Source organism: Pseudarthrobacter sp. NPDC058329 (assembly GCF_042879835.1).
Lineage (GTDB): Bacteria > Actinomycetota > Actinomycetes > Actinomycetales > Micrococcaceae > Arthrobacter.
Map to the genome: position 1 here is coordinate 1 of NZ_JBHVZR010000024.1, position 15,149 is coordinate 15,149.

18 protein-coding genes are annotated in these 15,149 nt (G+C 57.9%); 12 read left to right on the forward strand and 6 right to left on the reverse strand.

Annotation, left to right across the window (positions count from 1 at the left end; genetic code table 11):
- Positions 1-144 precede the first annotated feature (144 nt).
- The 8 genes from ACFVYC_RS20805 (at position 145) to ACFVYC_RS20840 (ending at position 5,500) form a co-directional block, all read left to right on the forward strand.
- Complete coding sequence (locus ACFVYC_RS20805; protein WP_387553850.1) at positions 145-690, forward strand: barstar family protein; 546 nt, start codon at positions 145-147, stop codon at positions 688-690.
- Positions 691-909: 219 nt separating this feature from the next.
- Entirely contained in the window at positions 910-1,521 is a 612-nt protein-coding gene (locus ACFVYC_RS20810; protein WP_387553852.1) for a hypothetical protein, read from the forward strand.
- 75 nt (positions 1,522-1,596) lie between these two features.
- Positions 1,597-2,064: a hypothetical protein gene (locus tag ACFVYC_RS20815; RefSeq protein ID WP_387553854.1), complete on the forward strand. Its 468-nt coding sequence runs from the start codon at positions 1,597-1,599 to the stop codon at positions 2,062-2,064.
- 442 nt (positions 2,065-2,506) lie between these two features.
- On the forward strand, positions 2,507-2,839 hold the full coding sequence (locus tag ACFVYC_RS20820; protein ID WP_387553856.1) for a hypothetical protein: 333 nt from the start codon (positions 2,507-2,509) through the stop codon (positions 2,837-2,839).
- Entirely contained in the window at positions 2,820-3,134 is a 315-nt protein-coding gene (locus tag ACFVYC_RS20825) for a hypothetical protein (protein ID WP_387553858.1), read from the forward strand. Before ACFVYC_RS20820 ends, ACFVYC_RS20825 begins: the two co-directional genes overlap by 20 nt.
- Before the next feature lie 91 nt (positions 3,135-3,225).
- Positions 3,226-3,753, forward strand: a complete 528-nt coding sequence (locus ACFVYC_RS20830; RefSeq protein WP_387553860.1) for a hypothetical protein — start codon at positions 3,226-3,228, stop codon at positions 3,751-3,753.
- A 122-nt stretch (positions 3,754-3,875) separates the two neighbouring features.
- Positions 3,876-4,730: a DNA-methyltransferase gene (locus ACFVYC_RS20835; RefSeq protein WP_387553862.1), complete on the forward strand. Its 855-nt coding sequence runs from the start codon at positions 3,876-3,878 to the stop codon at positions 4,728-4,730.
- Positions 4,727-5,500 carry a hypothetical protein gene (locus tag ACFVYC_RS20840; RefSeq protein WP_387553864.1) on the forward strand — a complete coding sequence of 258 codons (774 nt, stop codon included), beginning with the start codon at positions 4,727-4,729 and terminating at the stop codon, positions 5,498-5,500. The genes ACFVYC_RS20835 and ACFVYC_RS20840 overlap by 4 nt, the downstream gene beginning before the upstream one ends.
- Positions 5,501-5,528: 28 nt before the next feature.
- Here the strand turns inward: ACFVYC_RS20840 and ACFVYC_RS20845 are convergent, their stop codons facing one another.
- Positions 5,529-5,849, reverse strand: coding sequence for a hypothetical protein (locus tag ACFVYC_RS20845; RefSeq protein WP_387553866.1), 321 nt, complete (start codon positions 5,847-5,849; stop codon positions 5,529-5,531).
- A gap of 734 nt (positions 5,850-6,583) precedes the next feature.
- Between ACFVYC_RS20845 and ACFVYC_RS20850 the strand changes: the two genes are divergently transcribed.
- A complete protein-coding gene (locus ACFVYC_RS20850) occupies positions 6,584-7,021 on the forward strand; it encodes a GIY-YIG nuclease family protein (protein ID WP_387553954.1) in 438 nt (145 codons plus the stop codon).
- 48 nt (positions 7,022-7,069) lie between these two features.
- Here ACFVYC_RS20850 and ACFVYC_RS20855 read toward each other — a convergent pair whose 3' ends face one another.
- Together ACFVYC_RS20855 and ACFVYC_RS20860 are read right to left on the reverse strand one after the other, a co-directional pair.
- Entirely contained in the window at positions 7,070-8,305 is a 1,236-nt protein-coding gene (locus ACFVYC_RS20855; protein WP_387553868.1) for a hypothetical protein, read from the reverse strand.
- On the reverse strand, positions 8,302-9,315 hold the full coding sequence (locus ACFVYC_RS20860; RefSeq protein WP_387553870.1) for a DUF4238 domain-containing protein: 1,014 nt from the start codon (positions 9,313-9,315) through the stop codon (positions 8,302-8,304). Before ACFVYC_RS20860 ends, ACFVYC_RS20855 begins: the two co-directional genes overlap by 4 nt.
- 205 nt (positions 9,316-9,520) lie before the next feature.
- On the opposite strand from ACFVYC_RS20860, the gene ACFVYC_RS20865 reads away from it, so the two are divergent.
- Positions 9,521-10,507: an XcyI family restriction endonuclease gene (locus tag ACFVYC_RS20865; RefSeq protein WP_387553872.1), complete on the forward strand. Its 987-nt coding sequence runs from the start codon at positions 9,521-9,523 to the stop codon at positions 10,505-10,507.
- 298 nt (positions 10,508-10,805) lie between these two features.
- Here ACFVYC_RS20865 and ACFVYC_RS20870 read toward each other — a convergent pair whose 3' ends face one another.
- Entirely contained in the window at positions 10,806-11,759 is a 954-nt protein-coding gene (locus ACFVYC_RS20870; protein WP_387553874.1) for a hypothetical protein, read from the reverse strand.
- A 129-nt stretch (positions 11,760-11,888) separates the two neighbouring features.
- Here ACFVYC_RS20870 and ACFVYC_RS20875 point away from each other — a divergent pair, with 129 nt between their 5' ends.
- Positions 11,889-12,836: a hypothetical protein gene (locus ACFVYC_RS20875; protein ID WP_387553876.1), complete on the forward strand. Its 948-nt coding sequence runs from the start codon at positions 11,889-11,891 to the stop codon at positions 12,834-12,836.
- 160 nt (positions 12,837-12,996) lie between these two features.
- Here the strand turns inward: ACFVYC_RS20875 and ACFVYC_RS20880 are convergent, their stop codons facing one another.
- On the reverse strand, positions 12,997-13,662 hold the full coding sequence (locus ACFVYC_RS20880; protein ID WP_387553878.1) for a hypothetical protein: 666 nt from the start codon (positions 13,660-13,662) through the stop codon (positions 12,997-12,999).
- Positions 13,659-14,264, reverse strand: coding sequence for an RNA polymerase sigma factor (locus tag ACFVYC_RS20885; RefSeq protein WP_387553880.1), 606 nt, complete (start codon positions 14,262-14,264; stop codon positions 13,659-13,661). Before ACFVYC_RS20885 ends, ACFVYC_RS20880 begins: the two co-directional genes overlap by 4 nt.
- A gap of 229 nt (positions 14,265-14,493) precedes the next feature.
- Here ACFVYC_RS20885 and ACFVYC_RS20890 point away from each other — a divergent pair, with 229 nt between their 5' ends.
- Positions 14,494-15,114, forward strand: a complete 621-nt coding sequence (locus tag ACFVYC_RS20890) for a recombinase family protein (RefSeq protein ID WP_387553882.1) — start codon at positions 14,494-14,496, stop codon at positions 15,112-15,114.
- Positions 15,115-15,149: the final 35 nt, after the last annotated feature.

Genomic DNA, 15,149 nt, shown 5'->3' on the forward strand with positions numbered 1-15,149 from the left:
ATTCTAAGAGTTGCGTCTTCCTGTGGTTCAACTGGCCAGTCACACCCCTGACGCCGGTCATAGGGCGTTGGGAGAGACTATCCCGTTGAGGGTTCCTCAATCGCGATGCCTCACACCCCGGCGTCTACCGTGTACTTTGAGGTAATGGCCACTTGGGACCCAGCTGATGAACTGAACAATCCACCAGATTTCCTTCTCGTCCAAAACGGCTTCATTAGTTTGTTCTTTCAGCAGTCGGTCCTGGAAGATGCCGCTGAGTGGCTTGCCCTCCATGGTTACCGAGTCATTTCGCTTGACGCCGCAGAGTGGCAAGACCTGGAGCAGATGCACGTCGACATCGCTTCGGCCCTCGAATTTCCCGCCTTTTACGGAGGCAGCTTTGACGCGCTCAACGATTGCCTGAGCGAGGTTGCTGTCGGTTCTTATGGATGGTCCGTGGCCGCAGATACCGGGCTAGTCTTGGTACTCCGCGGCTACGCTGAATTTTCAGCCTGTGACCCCGTTGGGGCTCATAGGCTTTTGGACGTGTTTGCCCGCCAGGCCTCCTACGCAGCCTTGTTTGGTCACCGCCTGATGTGCTTGGTGCACAGCTCAGACCCGCAGCTTTCCGTTCCCCCTGTCGGCGGAACAACAGTCATGTGGAACTACCGTGAAGTTGCCGATTCAGCACGCCAAATGCGCGGCCTCTAAGGAGTTGAGATCCGTCGCGCAGAGGGTTCCCTATACGAGGCGTCGCGGCCACCCACCGTCTAACGGGACACTTGCGGGACAGACCCCTTACGCGACAGTCACAGTTTTGAATCCGTCCCCCGAACGCCAAGCATTCTGATGTGCGACCTTGCTCTGAGGGTGTCTCGGCTGACCGCTGCTACTTGCCGCCGAATCCTCAGGGAATGATTCAATGAGCGGATGAAGGAACCTTGGTTCAAAGATCCCCTACTGCTGCGTTCGATCCCTTTAAGTGCCCGGCCTTCCGCTCAGCGGACAATGAAAGTCCTGGATCCACCCGAAATTGGTACCTCTCCCCGCCTGATTCAGGATACGAACTGGCACGTGGCCGATAGCCCGGAAATTTATGTCGAGGGAGAGCTGGTGCAAATTCCGTACCGCATCCACTACTCCTGGCCCGAACAGGAGGTGAGGTCGCAACTCACACCTGATGAGCAGCTAGTCCTTGCTTGTTGGATGACAAGGCACCACGATGGGCGGGTACGGCAAGAAGCTCTGTCCCTGATCTTCGCTTCAGAAGACTCTTGGCCCATCCCCTTCGTCGTTCAACTCTGTGGAGAGTACGTCATCGAGGTTGGAGAAGAAGTGTGTGCCTTCCTGAAACGCGAACTGCCGGAACGGCCGGGTCTCCAGCAGGCTTATAAACAGTTCCTGAATGGAAACCCCGAATTCTTCAGCCTCACCGAGCAAAGGGCGATGAGCTACTGGCTGGACGACTATCAAACGAAAATGCCCCAGGATGACTACCCTCAGTTAGCAGCCCTGAAGATTCTGGCGCATCTGATGCCCTGACCCTACCTCTATCGTCTCGCCGAGGGTTCCGCTTGAGAGACGCCATCAGCAGTCACTCAGGATAGGGTCAGCGTTATGCGCGAACCCTGGCTGTTCATCTTTGGCGCGATCTTTGTGATCGGAGCCCTTTCAACGCTTGGGTATTTGCGCACCATCGACCGTAGGACTAAACGCCTGGGCTGGGAGGAGGCCAATCAGAAATTCGACAAACGGCGCAAGCTTCAGTTAGCCGCTTGGATTGCCGCTGCTGTCGGCACGTTCTTAACGGTGACGTACGGGCTCGGTATGCCACCCGGCACCGGCCGAACTAGCGAACTCGGGCTGGTCCTCATCCTTATCTCAGTTGTTTGGACCGTCTTCCGTAGAGACATCGCGCGCTATCAATATCAAGTCGTCATGATGATGTTCGGCCGGCACCGGCCTGAGCAGGAACAAGAACAACAGCAAATTGGGGCAATGGAGTTGGGAGGAGTTGCATTTAGCGTTCTGCTCTTCATCACAGGGAGTCTGTTGATGGCCCTGAACTTGGTCTTCTTCTCATAGTGGTGAAAAGTGTCCCGGTCAGGGTTCCTCAAACGGGACTAGGCGCCGCCCTCCACTTCCGCTGTCCATAGTTGGGGTCAATCCGGGTTATCCACGGCTGAGTTGGGGAGCCGTTGGGATAGCTCCCCTGGCCGCCGGAGCGGTGGATAACCTTTGAGGATTGTCCCCATTTGTGGGCAGCGAGACGCGAGGCGCGCCTGAGTCTCCGGAGACCCTGTCGGGGTGGAAGCCGAAGCAAGTTGCAGGGCAGCTGCTGTTTGCAGGGAGGCGAAGGTGGTTGCCGCGCTGGCCCATCCGAGGACGGCCCCTCACGAGAAAGCACTCTGTCCCCATTGGGTACAACCCGTTCTTTGTCGTACCCCTCCCCCACAATGAAACCTGCGGCTTCGACGGCCGCTTTTTCTTGGCGTGTCTATTCGAATATATGTTCTAAGGTTGTGTTATGGGACCGGAGCAAGCTGCCGCGCTGCAGGCGCAGTACGCCCGCCGTGCCGGCCCGATAGGGCTGACCGTGGAAGAGCTCGATTTCGAGCACTTCCCCGCTAAAAACGGGTATCCAGGGATCCCGGTGAAGGCGTGGATCCGATTCCCGAACTGCGCGGAGCTCGTGGACGGGGAAGTGTTCGCGTGGACGGCGAAGGCAGCCGAAGTGACGTGGAAGGACGGCCCGGTGACGTACCGGACCTGGGTTTGGAGTTCGGCCGTCACCCGCCGGGAAGCAATGATGAACAGGAATTTGGGAGAGCGGACCAACCGTGACAGCAACAGTAAGTGAAACAACCCTCAACACCCCCGTGGACGTACGATTTACGGCGGCCGGCACTCCCCTGGCCGTCCGCTACGACGGGCGGGTGTGGGCAGTCGCGGCGGACCCGCTGCGCTGGTTTACCAGGGACTCCTGGTGGGAGACACAGCGGACCGTGCCGGTCGGCGTCGGGAACGTCGTGGATATCGAACACTGGAGGCTACAGGTGCGTCTCGGATCCTCAACCTCAGCGCTGCGGACCTTCGAGCTGCGGCGGGACCCCCTGTCGGAACAGTGGCTGCTGGAGTCCATCCACGACAACTGAGCCATAGGGCTCTAGGTGACCACCGATTGGCTTTTGTCAGGGGCTCCTGACACACTTCCCGTCAGGAGCGCCTGACAGGAAGTGTGTAGCTATGGGATGGGTATCAAGCGACAACAAGCACGAAGGATGGGTTGCTTGCGTAGCCCCGGACGGCCGGCTGTCCTCGTCCTCATCGGGTGAAGGCATGCTCGTTAAAGGGGTCTCTGGCCGCTACAAGCGGGACGAATCAATGCCCGACTACGAGATAATCCCTGACAGGGAAATTATTGGTTGGCGAGGGGCCTGCGACTGCGGCTGGCAAGGTGAGCTGTGGAAGCGCGTCGGTTCCTCAGCTGAGGCAGATCCCGCCCAGCATCGTGAGTACGTTTCCCGTGATGGTTTCGCGGACGCTTCCCAGAGACTTGAAGAAGCAGTCCATGACGAATGGAAAGCTCATATAGCTCCCACAGAAGCCATCCTGGGAGTCGAAGCGGCAGCACGTGAATACAGCCAAGCCGGCAACCGACTGAATAAGACCGTCGCGGCCGCGAAGGCCGCAGGGGCATCCTGGACAGATATTGGCCGCGCAGTCGGCATCAGCCGGCAGTCCGCTCACGAACGCTGGTCCGACAAAAAGTAATCCACGCCTTCCGCCCCGCACCAACTCAGATGAGTCGGGGAGGACCAAACTCACGCTCCGCCAATACCTGCTGTCCGAGCGCCTGCCTATATCTTTGAGTCAGACCAAACGAGAGACTTGCCATGCTTTTTGATGTGATCAACGCGTCTACATCGGATGAATCCGCCGCCTCCACCTTTACATCCGGCCGCTCTGCCGTGCTCCTCGGTGACGCCGCACAGATGCTGGATCGAGTACCCAGCCAATCGGTCCGGTCTGTAGTTACGTCCCCGCCCTACTGGTCGTTAAGGGACTATAACCATGACGGGCAGATCGGCAGAGACGAAAGTCTTCCCGAATTCATTAAGTCGCTGACCGTCATCTTCGACAAAGTTTCTCGTGTACTCACGGACGATGGAACTTTGTGGGTCAACCTCGGAGACAGCTACACCTCCGGCAACCGCGGCTACCGTGCACCGGACAAGAAGAACGCGAACCGTGCGATGTCAGTTCGTCCAAAGACGCCCGAAGGCCTAAAGCCGAAAGACCTCATTGGCGTGCCCTGGATGTTTGCCTTTGCCATGCAGCAGGCAGGCTGGTACCTCCGCAGCGACATCATTTGGTACAAGGAAAACACTCAACCAGAGTCGGTGAAGGACCGCCCGACGCGGAGTCACGAGCACGTATTCCTCTTCAGCAAGAACGAGAAGTATTACTACGATATCGACGCAGTGAAGGGCCCGAATGGCCGCCGTCTGCGCGATGTGTGGGAGATCAATACCAAGGGCTACAACGGTGCTCACTTCGCTGTCTACCCCGAAGAACTGGTTCGCCGCTGTGCCCTCATCGGCTCAGAACCAGGTGACTATATTCTGGACCCTTTCCTCGGTTCAGGTACGACCGGGGCTGTGGCCCACAAGCTCGACCGGAAATTCATCGGCTGCGAAATCAACGATGACTACTTGCCGCTCATTTCCGAAAGACTCTCTGACTCGTGACATCTCCTGCCACCTCCGGCGATCGCAAGACCCAGCTCCACAGCAAAATTGAAGACCTGAATACTCAGGAAATCATCATTGTTGACAACGTCGTTAGCTCCATCCAGGCGCCGGCGGAGCACACTGTCCTGCACGGTTCGTGGCTAACAGCCAAGGAATGGGCCGAGGCTTTCCTCGCCCTTCTCCGGGTCCATCACGGGCTTAGCAGGGAGCCGCTTGGAACCCTGCAGTTCGAGGCGGCGTTCAATGACGCTTCAGAGGCTGCTGGTTGGACAGTGAGTGCTGCCGCGGGTGCCACGAACAGGTTCTTCGACACCGTAATCAACAAGGACGGAGCCAGGGTCGTCCTGTCGCTCAAATCGACGGCGGCAAAGGCTCTGAAGGAAAACTGGGTCGAAATATCCAAACTCACAGAAGGTGCCTGGATTCAGGACGCCCGCAGACAGGCCGAACGGCGTGACCGCATCGTCGCGCTCTTCAAGGAATACCGGCAGATCACGGACGGCATCATCATCCTCAGGGCGTTCCGAGAGGATGACGGCGTGCGCTACCAGCTAGTCGAGATCCCCACTTCCCTCTTTGAGGCCGTGGATACGCTCTCCGTCGAAAACGCGCAGAAGGGGACTATCCCCTTCCCGGCCGATGCCGTCGTTCCAACTTTCAAGATCGGAATCGACCGGTCTGACGCCAAGGTGAAGCTAGCTGTTCATATCAGTGCGGCAACTATTCACGGTCAGTGGAAACTGTCCGGAGAACGACAGTCCCGCTAACTCTGGCAACAAGAGCAGAGACTCTGGGCTATAGCTTGTCAATCCAGGTGTCTTCTTCGCGATCATCCCAAGCAGAGCCAGTCGACTTGGGCTTAGTCCGCTGTTCGATTGCCATGACTACTCTCCGCACCTCCGCTGCATGCAGCTCACGCAGGGATGCAATGTCCCGAACGATGACGGAGTTGATCAGAGCCTTCCGCTCGTCTTGTTCGGTGACACCTGCCTTGTCGAAAGCTTCCCGAATCTGCTGAACCTGTTCCGGGCGAATAGGCAGTTCCTGGAGAGCTGCCGCAGCCGGCTCCACAGTTGGTGTCGAAGGGATATCAAAAAGTCCTGGTTCGTCAGTCACGAGAGACAATCTTACTGAGAGCCGACGATGGCAGCCCTCAGGCGCCCACCTCTCAATGTCAGTGGCTACTCGTACCCTGTCGCAATGACGAAAACCACGAAAGTATGCCCCCTCTGCCACGGCAGAGCAGGTCAACCTGAACCCGGCTGGTGGATGTGCAATGACTGCGGCAGCATGTGGCCCGTCGGCAAGAGCCCAGTTGCGCTGCTCCGCAAAGCGCGTGCGCGCGCCCGTGAATAACCAAGTCCCCGCAGCCAATGAGCCGTATGAAACGGACTAGAGCGGGAGGCCTTCCATAGTCGTTGCCAACCAGGTCAAAAGGCCGCCAACTGCTGCCGCTCCGGCAGTACGGGCCGCTCCAAGCACAAACGCCTCCAAGGCCTGGACCGAAAGAGATTTCTTGGAGCCCCGCGGCTCATCGTGTCGTGTCTGCATACCCCTGACCATGCGTAGGTTCAGCCCAGTAGGGTGGGAAGGCTCGACTAGGCGCATTTTTCCGATTCCTGGAGGGGCTTGAAGTGAAACGACCAGGTTCGGGACCCCTACCCCCGGAAGCGCGCCCTCATATCGTGGCCGCCGGCAGAGTACTCGCCCAAGCGACAGCCATGATGAACGCCATGACCCCCGAAGAGATCGCTGAAGCCGCCTATACGCCAGGCGGACCATCCAAGAATGACCTGGTAAAGCTGGCCGAAGCGAGGCAGGCCCGAAAACCCCAACACCCAGAGGTCAGCATGACAAACACCAAATCACCTGGGGACCAGTGGAAAGTGGCGTTGTCCATAGCCAAGCCTCGCCCGCTACCTATCCCAAGAGGCGGTGTTCCGACTGACCCCGGCGTTTACATCTGGTACCGGGATGGGCATCCCATCTATGTAGGTGAAGCCCTCGGGGCGGAAGGTCTGCGCGGGCGCCTCAGAAAGCATTTCGCCAAAGGACGCGACCTTAGCCGAAGTACTCTCAGAGCGAGCGTTGCGGCGGCACAGCTCGGCGTCCCTCGCTCAGTTGCGCGCCAGCGCCCAAGCGTAATGACGGTAGAGCAAGTAGCAGTTGTGAACCAGTGGCTTGCGGACTGTGAGCTTGGATGGATCCAATGCGACGGCATCAAAGAAGCTCACGAGTGGGAACTGAGCCTGCGGGGAGAATGGCTCCCCCCGTTGAACCTCGTCTAAGGTTCCGGTTCCTCCAGCAGGACACGCCTCCATCAGCCTAGCCATGTCTCAGATCGGGTAGGGGTCCTTCGCTACGTAGGAAGGTTCCGTCCACTCGCGGTTCGTCCGGTGCGACTGCCAGAAGGCGCGGAGGGCGTAGAGCGCTTTTGTGACCTCCTGCAGTACGCTCACCTGTTTGTGCAGCAGCGCGTTGTCCACCACATTGGCTTCTTGTGCGTGGGCCGGCTTCTGCCTCAGCTTCCGAACATCCTTGAACGGCTTTAGGACGACTTGGGCTTCTTCCTCGGTCGCCCCGCGCAGCACCATCGCTGTCTCCAGGCGACGCAGGGATCCTATGTTGTTTTCGTTAGCGTCCTTTCGATCAGCTCCCAGTTCATCTAGGGCTCGGTGCAATATGTTGTCCGAGAGGAGCTGATCGAGTTGGACGATGAAAGCGTCAAATTCGCGTTTTGACGGACGGATCATCCACCCGAACTCCCGAGGCCTTGCTGTGGTCCTCAGAATTGGAGCACCGTAAATTGCCGTGTGGAACTCGTTCCATGTCTCCAGTTCGAAGAAGAAGCGCTGAAAGGGTCCTATCCGCTCCGGCCAGCGACCCATCTGCTGCGCCCACCATGCCGGGTGAGGTTCCAGGTCCGGGGAAGCAGCGACTTCAAACGTTTTCCACCTCATCTGATGAACCGGGTGCAGCTTAGCCAGGTCGCCTAGAAAGGCACATGCTCGTCGAACCAGCTTGCTCGTCGGGTCGTGGAGCTCATAGTTGGAAAGATCGTAGGCGTAACCGATGTGGCTCATGATGATGCTGTCCTTTTCGTCTGCGGTCATATGCGACTCATCCGAAAGAAGTGTTTCAGCGCCAAAATCTCGAAACTGGAAGATGAACTTGGGATCGTTTCGGTAAGGCTCCAGAACCTCAAACTCGAAGTAGGCCAGCTCTAGCGTGCCTTGTCCTGCCGCCAAGGCACGTCGGAAGGGTTCGCCCGCGTCAATGGTTTCAAGCTCCGCCTGGCTAACAGCTTCTGGGGTGGGATAGAGGCAGAGACCGTACTGACTCTGTATAAGGGCCTCTAGAGACTTCACCTGGGCCTCGATGCTTCGTCGAGACGGCCAAGGGCGGATGTGCGGATTGGGGTAATCCTCTTCCGACACAACCTGAATCAGTCCGGATTCCACCAGACGGATAGCTTCGGGAATGTGTGCTGCCGATTCCTGGGAGACATAGAATCCGTTGAAGTCCCGAGAAGTCAGATAGCGGGCCTTGACGCTCTCCAACAACTCGCTCATTCTGTCTCCTCATTGGGTGAAAGTCGTCCAAAGTAAGGTTCGCCGGAAAACTCTATAGCTGCCCCGCTAGTTTGTATCTCCGCCGCTCTCGGCTCTGGCAACGCTTCGGGCACAAGATTTTTGTCATCTGGATGGTGATAGACCCACTGGCGGGCATTTTCGATCGTCGCCGCGTTAAACATGTGGGCTACTGCGGTAGAGGGCTCTCCGCGGTGGTCGAATTGACCCGTTGATACTTCCGCCGCGGCGACTTCTCCGAAGAAGGCTTCAGGATTTCCCAGCAGGATGCCTGTCTTCCTGGAAAGAGGCACCGCAATGGCCCAAGCATTCATGAGGCCAGTTCCTTCGTCCCACTGCGCGTGCTGATCGGGAATCAGGCTGACGGGGGCGTCGCAGGTGACCAAGCTGCGGCGGGAGAAACGGTACAGTTGCCAAGGCCTTGCAGCAAAGTACCGAATTAGTTGTGGAGTCAGTTCCAGCATCTGCCGTATATGGCCTACGGCTGCAAGCTTGATGGGCGGCCCTCCGGGCTGCGTGGCTTCTGTCCAAATTCGCTCTGCTTGTTCAGGGGATACCGAGACGCCGTGCTTCCTCTTTGCCCAGGCTTCCACTCCTGCCTTCCCGCCCGCACCCACCTCTAGACGGGTCAGCAACGCCATAGTTTGTTCCATGTGGCGGCGCTGATCGGGTCCCCTTAGAAACTGAATCGTGAGGAACGTTGCAAGGACTTCCCTGTCCTCGTGGGGCAGGGGCCAAACGTCGTCGTTCAAAATCTTCCTGAAGATCTTGGCTGCGTCGCGTTCGAGTTCTGACAGGCTTTTTTCGAATACATCCGGCCCGTCGCTATGACCGGGTATGGCATAAAAGTCCTTTTGAATGGTCGCGTCGCTGGTGGATTGAACAAATCGGCGCGTTCCGGGCAACTGAACTGCCCCTATCTGGCTGGCCTTTGTGGCAAAGCCTTTGAGGTAAAAGTTCGGCACCGTGTGGTGTCTGCGGGCTACTGCCATTGAAACTCGCTCCGGTCGCCATGTTGGTGGGTTCTGCTTCACCCTAGCGGCCGGCTGTTCCTACAACAGAACCGGTCAGGAAGTATCCCCCAAACGCAGTAGCAGTACACAATGGGCGGCGGACTAAGTGCTACCAAATGGCCCGCTAGGCTTCCATGGTGACCGCTCCCGATAACTGCCCTGCAGCTCTCCCTTTGGACCTCCCATGACAAACTCAACGTTGCCTCAGTTCGCACTTCCCGCCCCAGTTCGCCAGCTTTATGTTCAAAGTCTGCTGAGCAGGGCACGGAAGGAAGTTTTACGCGATGCGCTTCTGCCGACACTCGGGGAGGTGGACCCCAATTCCTTGTCTTCAGAAATTCAGAACTATGTGCCGGCGCAAGCGCGTCAGGCACTGCAGGCGGCCGGTATACGGGATGAACATGTTTTTGCTCTTCCGGTTGTCCTAAAGCAGCAGCCCACGCTGCTCGGCTACTACCGTCTCTTGCTGGGCGTTTCGCAAAAGCAGTTCTACCATGCACGCACCGGGATGCAACTTTTCAAAGCGATGGAGACGGAGAACGACATTCGGCCTGCAGCGTTGCCGAGACTTGGAGAACTCTGTAGCTGCCTGAATGAAGCTATGGCCGAGATGATCACCGGGATTGACGGTGGTGTGACACCAGCCGATGTGGAACAGCTGCCGCTACTGATGTTGGGGACGCAACTGGATGGCTCCTGGAGGACGCAGATTGGGTCAAGAGCAACGAAAGACGTGTTTGCGGCCATCAAAGACATCATCGATGCAAAAGGAACCAGTTATAAGGAGTCTGAGGACGGCAACAGCCTGACATTACTCAACAGCGCAGGGCGGAAGACAACTATTGCCCTAGCCGCCGATCCCGACGTAGTAGTCGTGGAAGAAGTAGGAGGCGTTGCTTTCACCAAGGTTGCTATCGAGATCAAGGGCGGAACTGATCAGTCCAATGCTCACAATCGCGCAGGAGAAGCCGAGAAGTCTCATCTCAAAGCACTTCAAGGGGGTGCTGGTGATTTTTGGACAATAATCTCCATAGCTGGCATGGATGCTAGCGTCCTGAGACGAGAGTCGCCTACGACCCGCCGATGGTTTGACGTAACGGAGATCCAGAGACGCGAAGGCCCGGCGTGGAACGAATTGGGCTCAGCGATCTTGATGGCCGTAGGAATCTAGCCAAGAAGGTATGGCACAAAGCTAGCCAGGTAATCCTTGACGCCAACCAGGACTGCATCAGTCTCTGCGAGCTATGACCAGCTGGGTGCGATGCCAAGCGTGCGAATTGTGGGGTCCAACAAAAAAGGGGCGCCCTGGTACGAACCAGGGGCCCCCTTCCTGCTGTGTTGGATAGCGGCCAACACTGTCAGCATGCCAGATCTGCCCCAAACGGGCACGTAGGCATCTTCAGTGACACGTCCTGCCCTGGCTGTAGTCTTCCTCTAGCTCGAAGCCCGCTAATTGAGGGGTTCTATTGTTAGCTCATGCCGTCGATGCCCTGTTGCATGATGGCGTTCAGGGCATCGACGCCGCCTTGAACGGTCCCAGTTGCTGCCAGCTCCATCAGTTTCAAGAGCAGAGTCTTTACCGTTCCTGCGCTAGGAGCTGATGAGTGGATCTCCTCCTCAACCTCTCCGGTAATAGCCTGGGCTGCCTCAGCGACGTCCTCGGTAACACCGAGAACCATCGGGTTCAGCAAGGCACGTACAGAACCGATAACCTTCTCCAACTGGTCAATCTGCCCCTTTGACAGGGTGTTTGATTGAGTGACGTTAGAACTTGCCACGGCGACATTGACTCCCTGGGAGTCGCTGATGTTGATCTCGTTCACTGTCATTCCAGCTGAAGTTAGCGCTTTGTTGACGGACTGCTCGGCCTCTATAACTCGTATGCCTTTGGTAGTAATCTCTGGCCGCGCCAGCTCTCCGCTGAAAGTCTCGATACCGTCGATGTACTCTTCGGCCATCAGCCAGGTTGCAGCACGCTCCAGCTCATCTCCTGAATACGGATCGCCGAAATACTGATTGCTCTCGCTGGTGAGAAAGTCACTGATCCCCGAGGCTTCGTCGCCACCTAAGTAAAGGTCATAGAGCCAGTTGAGAACAGCATCCCTCACCGCTTGGGTACGACGACGACGGTTGCCCCTTAACTGGCCGAACTCGTCGGCAGCATCGACACCAGGTTGGACCACAACCACTGTTTGTATGCCGGCTCCGGCACGCTCGAACCAAATCCAGCCCCGCCCCTGAAGAGCTTCCAGATCGTTCGAGATCCCTTGCTTATCCAGTCCCCAGCGCTCCGGCTCGTTATAGAGAGTTCCCACTCCTACCTGCCGGTTTGAGTCCAGTGGCTCCAGCTCGGTCAGTGCGGCCATGAGGCGCAAGTGACGCAGGCCCGTGCTTGTTTGAGCGATATCTTCAACAGCGACCAATGTGCAGTTCTCCCTCTATGCATACCTGTCACGTCACTGTAGCTGGCAGCGCTGACAAACCTCAGCTGGTCTTAGTGCAGCTCAACGGATGTCCCGCCAGAGAAGTGAACGGAGGAATAATGGGCGGCTATGGACTCTGATGCAGAAGTTGTTCCTACCCCCGCCACGGGACAGGAATGGGCGTACCGCCTACGTGACGACTCAACATCACAAAGGGTCAAAATCTTGTCTATAGACCGACAAACACGCAAGTTCAGGGTTGAGATCCGACATCTCGATGGCGACCTCGCAGGGAAGGAAGAAAACGTCCCTCGTAGCAGGCTCAAAGTGCCCTGGAACGAGGTAGGCCAGTATGACGCCAGCATGGACAACTGGAAACTCTTGCGGTCAGAATCCGTCGACGAAAACGAATCGTCGGCGATGTGGACAGCACTTGAACTTCTCATACCCTCGGCAGTCGCCGAGCTGTTCCTCACCCCTGTGGACGATGCCTTGGTAATCCACGATTTATCGGCGTTGGAATCCCTGACAAACCACCCATTGGATGCCCTTCCAACAAATCATTCATGGATCACCTACAACGGCAAACCATGCCTTTCACCACTCGCGTCCCTGACCATCGCGGAATGGGCCTGTCACCAAAATCCGACACCGGTTCTCGAACGGATACTGGCAGAGGAAGCGGAGGCCCGTGAGAAATCTAAAAGAGGCGGCACAAGCGAGGACTGGGAAACCAGGGAACCCACAGAAACCTCCCCCAAATACGAATACGAGCGTTACCTACGCTGGACGAAGCCCATACACGAACTTCTTCGCCAGTGGTGCGGGTATCGTTCCGTCACCGCTCACGAGCGGCTGTTAGCAGCAGAAGCAGAGGTCAATCGGCTGGACGTCCTCCTTGCCTGGTCACTTGACTACATCCGGCGGTCCAACGAAAGCATCGCCGCAACCATTGAAAGTGAGCACGAGACGGACCGCATCACCCCCTACAACATCCGACCCGTTCCCCAACGCCCACTTGAGCCCCACGAAATTCCTGTCATTGAAGTTCCCAGCCGCCGGCGTTGGCCCCGCTGATTTCGGGGCTGTTACCTGTGAGGTCTCCTCTAATTTGCCGGAGCGGTGCCGGCCCACGCTTGATGCGCGAAGATGACGACGTCCAATGAGATAAGTAGCAGGGTCAGCGTGGTGGTTGATTTTCTTCATGTGCTGCTCATTTCCGTCACGGTGTCCATGGCTACTTTTCGAGGGCGGGGATGCCGAGCTGCGCGCACACTTCGGCAGGACCGGGGATCACGGCGACGGTGTTGTCCACGACGCACTCTGTGAGGAACGGTATGTAGTTGCCCAACTCCCTAATCGCTGGATCGGGATAGAGAGGATTGCCGTTCTGGTCCCTTAGTACCTCGGTTGCGGTTCGCTCGGCGGGTTGTCCAAAGGGAGGTGGCACGAAGTCGTCTGGGACGAGGTCATCGTTGATGCCCTTCAGGTACATGTTTCCCATATCCCACACCCGGCTGCACTGGTTGATGGGGTCGTTGACCTGTTGCATGCCGGCGTTCCTGTCGGCCGGGTTGGGATTGTTTTTGCTGTCGAAGCCGGTGATGAAGATCCCCGTGGTGATGTACGGGGGCCTGGTTTTCCCCGGAGACGTCTCGACTGGATAGTTGGTGGTGAGGTCAGCCCGGTAGTAGCAGCGGATATCCCGTTTGTCCTCCACCGGCGCCAGGGCCACGTACACGCCGGCCGCGGTCGAGCTGGCAAGGGCCAGCCCGGCGAAGGTAAGGGCGGCGGGTTTACGCCACCAAGGGACGGTTTTGGTTTGGCGGCCTGCTTCCTGAATGAGCAGGTTGCGGACGGCCTGTTTGGTGTCGGCTGGATAGCGGACGTCTGAAAGGTTCATGACAGCCTCGATTCCAAAATTGCTTGAGAGTCATCGCCACGGCCTACGAGATGGGGTGCGGCAGTACGGAGCTTCTTCTTGGCCCGGTTCACACGGGAACGGACGGTCCCAATGGGGATGCCCAGGGCGGCCGCGGTGTCCTCGTAGCTGTAACCGTTCATCACGCACAGCAGCAGCACGTCCCGCTCCCCGGCGCTCAGACCGGCAGCCCCCTCCAGCAGCTCCCTCACCTGCCGCTCCACATCAATCCGTTCATCGGCCGCGGTGGCATGGTCCGCAGCAACAGCTGAATGCGGCAGGCGGCCCAGGAACTGCTCATACCTGCGAACTGAGCGGGCTTTGTTCTTCGCCGCGTTCGTCGCCACACCCAACAACCAGGGAAGCAACGAGTCCCGCTGCAAGGTCAGACTATTGCGTTGGCGCCACGCCTCAAGGAAGGTGACCGAGACGAGCTCTTCAGCGTCATGCCAAGAACCGGTACGGCTGAGGCAGTACCGGAAAACCGCATCAGAGTGTCTCTCGAACAGCATTCCGAGGGCATCCTGGTCCCCGCTGACGCACCTCGCCCACAGCTCAGCATCCTGTTCCCCCAATTGGTTCATACCTAGTAGTGTCCGGCACCGAGAGTTAAGTTCCCCCACCGCCCCACATAGCAACAGCGGGCTAGTGACCGTCCTGTCCCACTTCCTTAGAACTGGGACAGAACCAAACGGGACACTCCCCGGCAGCTCGAACCCACGTAGCTCCACGTAATTTGAACGTCCCGGATGTTATGCCAAAAGGTAAGCCACAATTCAGCGTCACGAGGACAACTTTCGGTACCGTGCGGGAATGGATATCGGATACGCGCGGGTCTCAACAGCCAAGCAAGACCTGGGCCGGCAACTGGACGCCTTGGCGGTCGCCGGCATCACAACGGTTTTTTCCGATAAGAGGTCGGGGGCGACAAGGGACCGGCCCGGCCTTCATGCTGCGCTGCGGCACGCCAGGGCCGGCGATGTAATCGTTGTGCACACCTTGGACCGCTTAGGGCGAACAGTGCGGGATACGCTCAACCTGATGCACGAGCTCAAAGAGCGTGAAGTCGGGATCCGGACACTGGCCGACCCTTTGCGCATCGACACATCGACTCCGGACAGTCCGATGGCGCAGCTGGCCGTGGTCATGCTGGCCCTCTTTGCGGAAATGGAACGCACTTATGCGGCCGAACGCGCTGCCCACGCCCGGGCCGTTGCCACAGCCAACGGCCGGCGCACAGGTAGGCCCTCCGTCGTGGATCCTGACAAGCTCGAACATGCCTTGATGCTGCGGGACAAGGGAACACCCATGCGCGAAATCGTCACCAAGACGGGCCTGGCGCGGACCACCCTTTACCGGCATCTGCCGCCTCGTGCGGACAAACGAGTTGATGGGAAGGGCCTTGAAGAAAGCGCAACGTCAGTTCGCTCATAATTTGCCCGAATGTCGTTTCAACAGCCCGCTACCGT

What these genes read in the sequence shown, in the direction of transcription:
- ACFVYC_RS20815 (WP_387553854.1), top strand. Translation starts at nt 1,597, where the DNA reads ATGCGCGAACCCTGGCTGTTCATCTTTGGCGCGATCTTTGTGATCGGA.
- ACFVYC_RS20855 (WP_387553868.1), bottom strand. Translation starts at nt 8,305, where the DNA reads ATGAGCGAGTTGTTGGAGAGCGTCAAGGCCCGCTATCTGACTTCTCGG.
- ACFVYC_RS20810 (WP_387553852.1), top strand. Translation starts at nt 910, where the DNA reads ATGAAGGAACCTTGGTTCAAAGATCCCCTACTGCTGCGTTCGATCCCT.
- ACFVYC_RS20805 (WP_387553850.1), top strand. Translation starts at nt 145, where the DNA reads ATGGCCACTTGGGACCCAGCTGATGAACTGAACAATCCACCAGATTTC.
- ACFVYC_RS20835 (WP_387553862.1), top strand. Translation starts at nt 3,876, where the DNA reads ATGCTTTTTGATGTGATCAACGCGTCTACATCGGATGAATCCGCCGCC.
- ACFVYC_RS20875 (WP_387553876.1), top strand. Translation starts at nt 11,889, where the DNA reads ATGGACTCTGATGCAGAAGTTGTTCCTACCCCCGCCACGGGACAGGAA.
- ACFVYC_RS20865 (WP_387553872.1), top strand. Translation starts at nt 9,521, where the DNA reads ATGACAAACTCAACGTTGCCTCAGTTCGCACTTCCCGCCCCAGTTCGC.
- ACFVYC_RS20860 (WP_387553870.1), bottom strand. Translation starts at nt 9,315, where the DNA reads ATGGCAGTAGCCCGCAGACACCACACGGTGCCGAACTTTTACCTCAAA.
- ACFVYC_RS20820 (WP_387553856.1), top strand. Translation starts at nt 2,507, where the DNA reads ATGGGACCGGAGCAAGCTGCCGCGCTGCAGGCGCAGTACGCCCGCCGT.
- ACFVYC_RS20830 (WP_387553860.1), top strand. Translation starts at nt 3,226, where the DNA reads ATGGGATGGGTATCAAGCGACAACAAGCACGAAGGATGGGTTGCTTGC.
- ACFVYC_RS20890 (WP_387553882.1), top strand. Translation starts at nt 14,494, where the DNA reads ATGGATATCGGATACGCGCGGGTCTCAACAGCCAAGCAAGACCTGGGC.
- ACFVYC_RS20880 (WP_387553878.1), bottom strand. Translation starts at nt 13,662, where the DNA reads ATGAACCTTTCAGACGTCCGCTATCCAGCCGACACCAAACAGGCCGTC.
- ACFVYC_RS20885 (WP_387553880.1), bottom strand. Translation starts at nt 14,264, where the DNA reads ATGAACCAATTGGGGGAACAGGATGCTGAGCTGTGGGCGAGGTGCGTC.
- ACFVYC_RS20850 (WP_387553954.1), top strand. Translation starts at nt 6,584, where the DNA reads ATGACAAACACCAAATCACCTGGGGACCAGTGGAAAGTGGCGTTGTCC.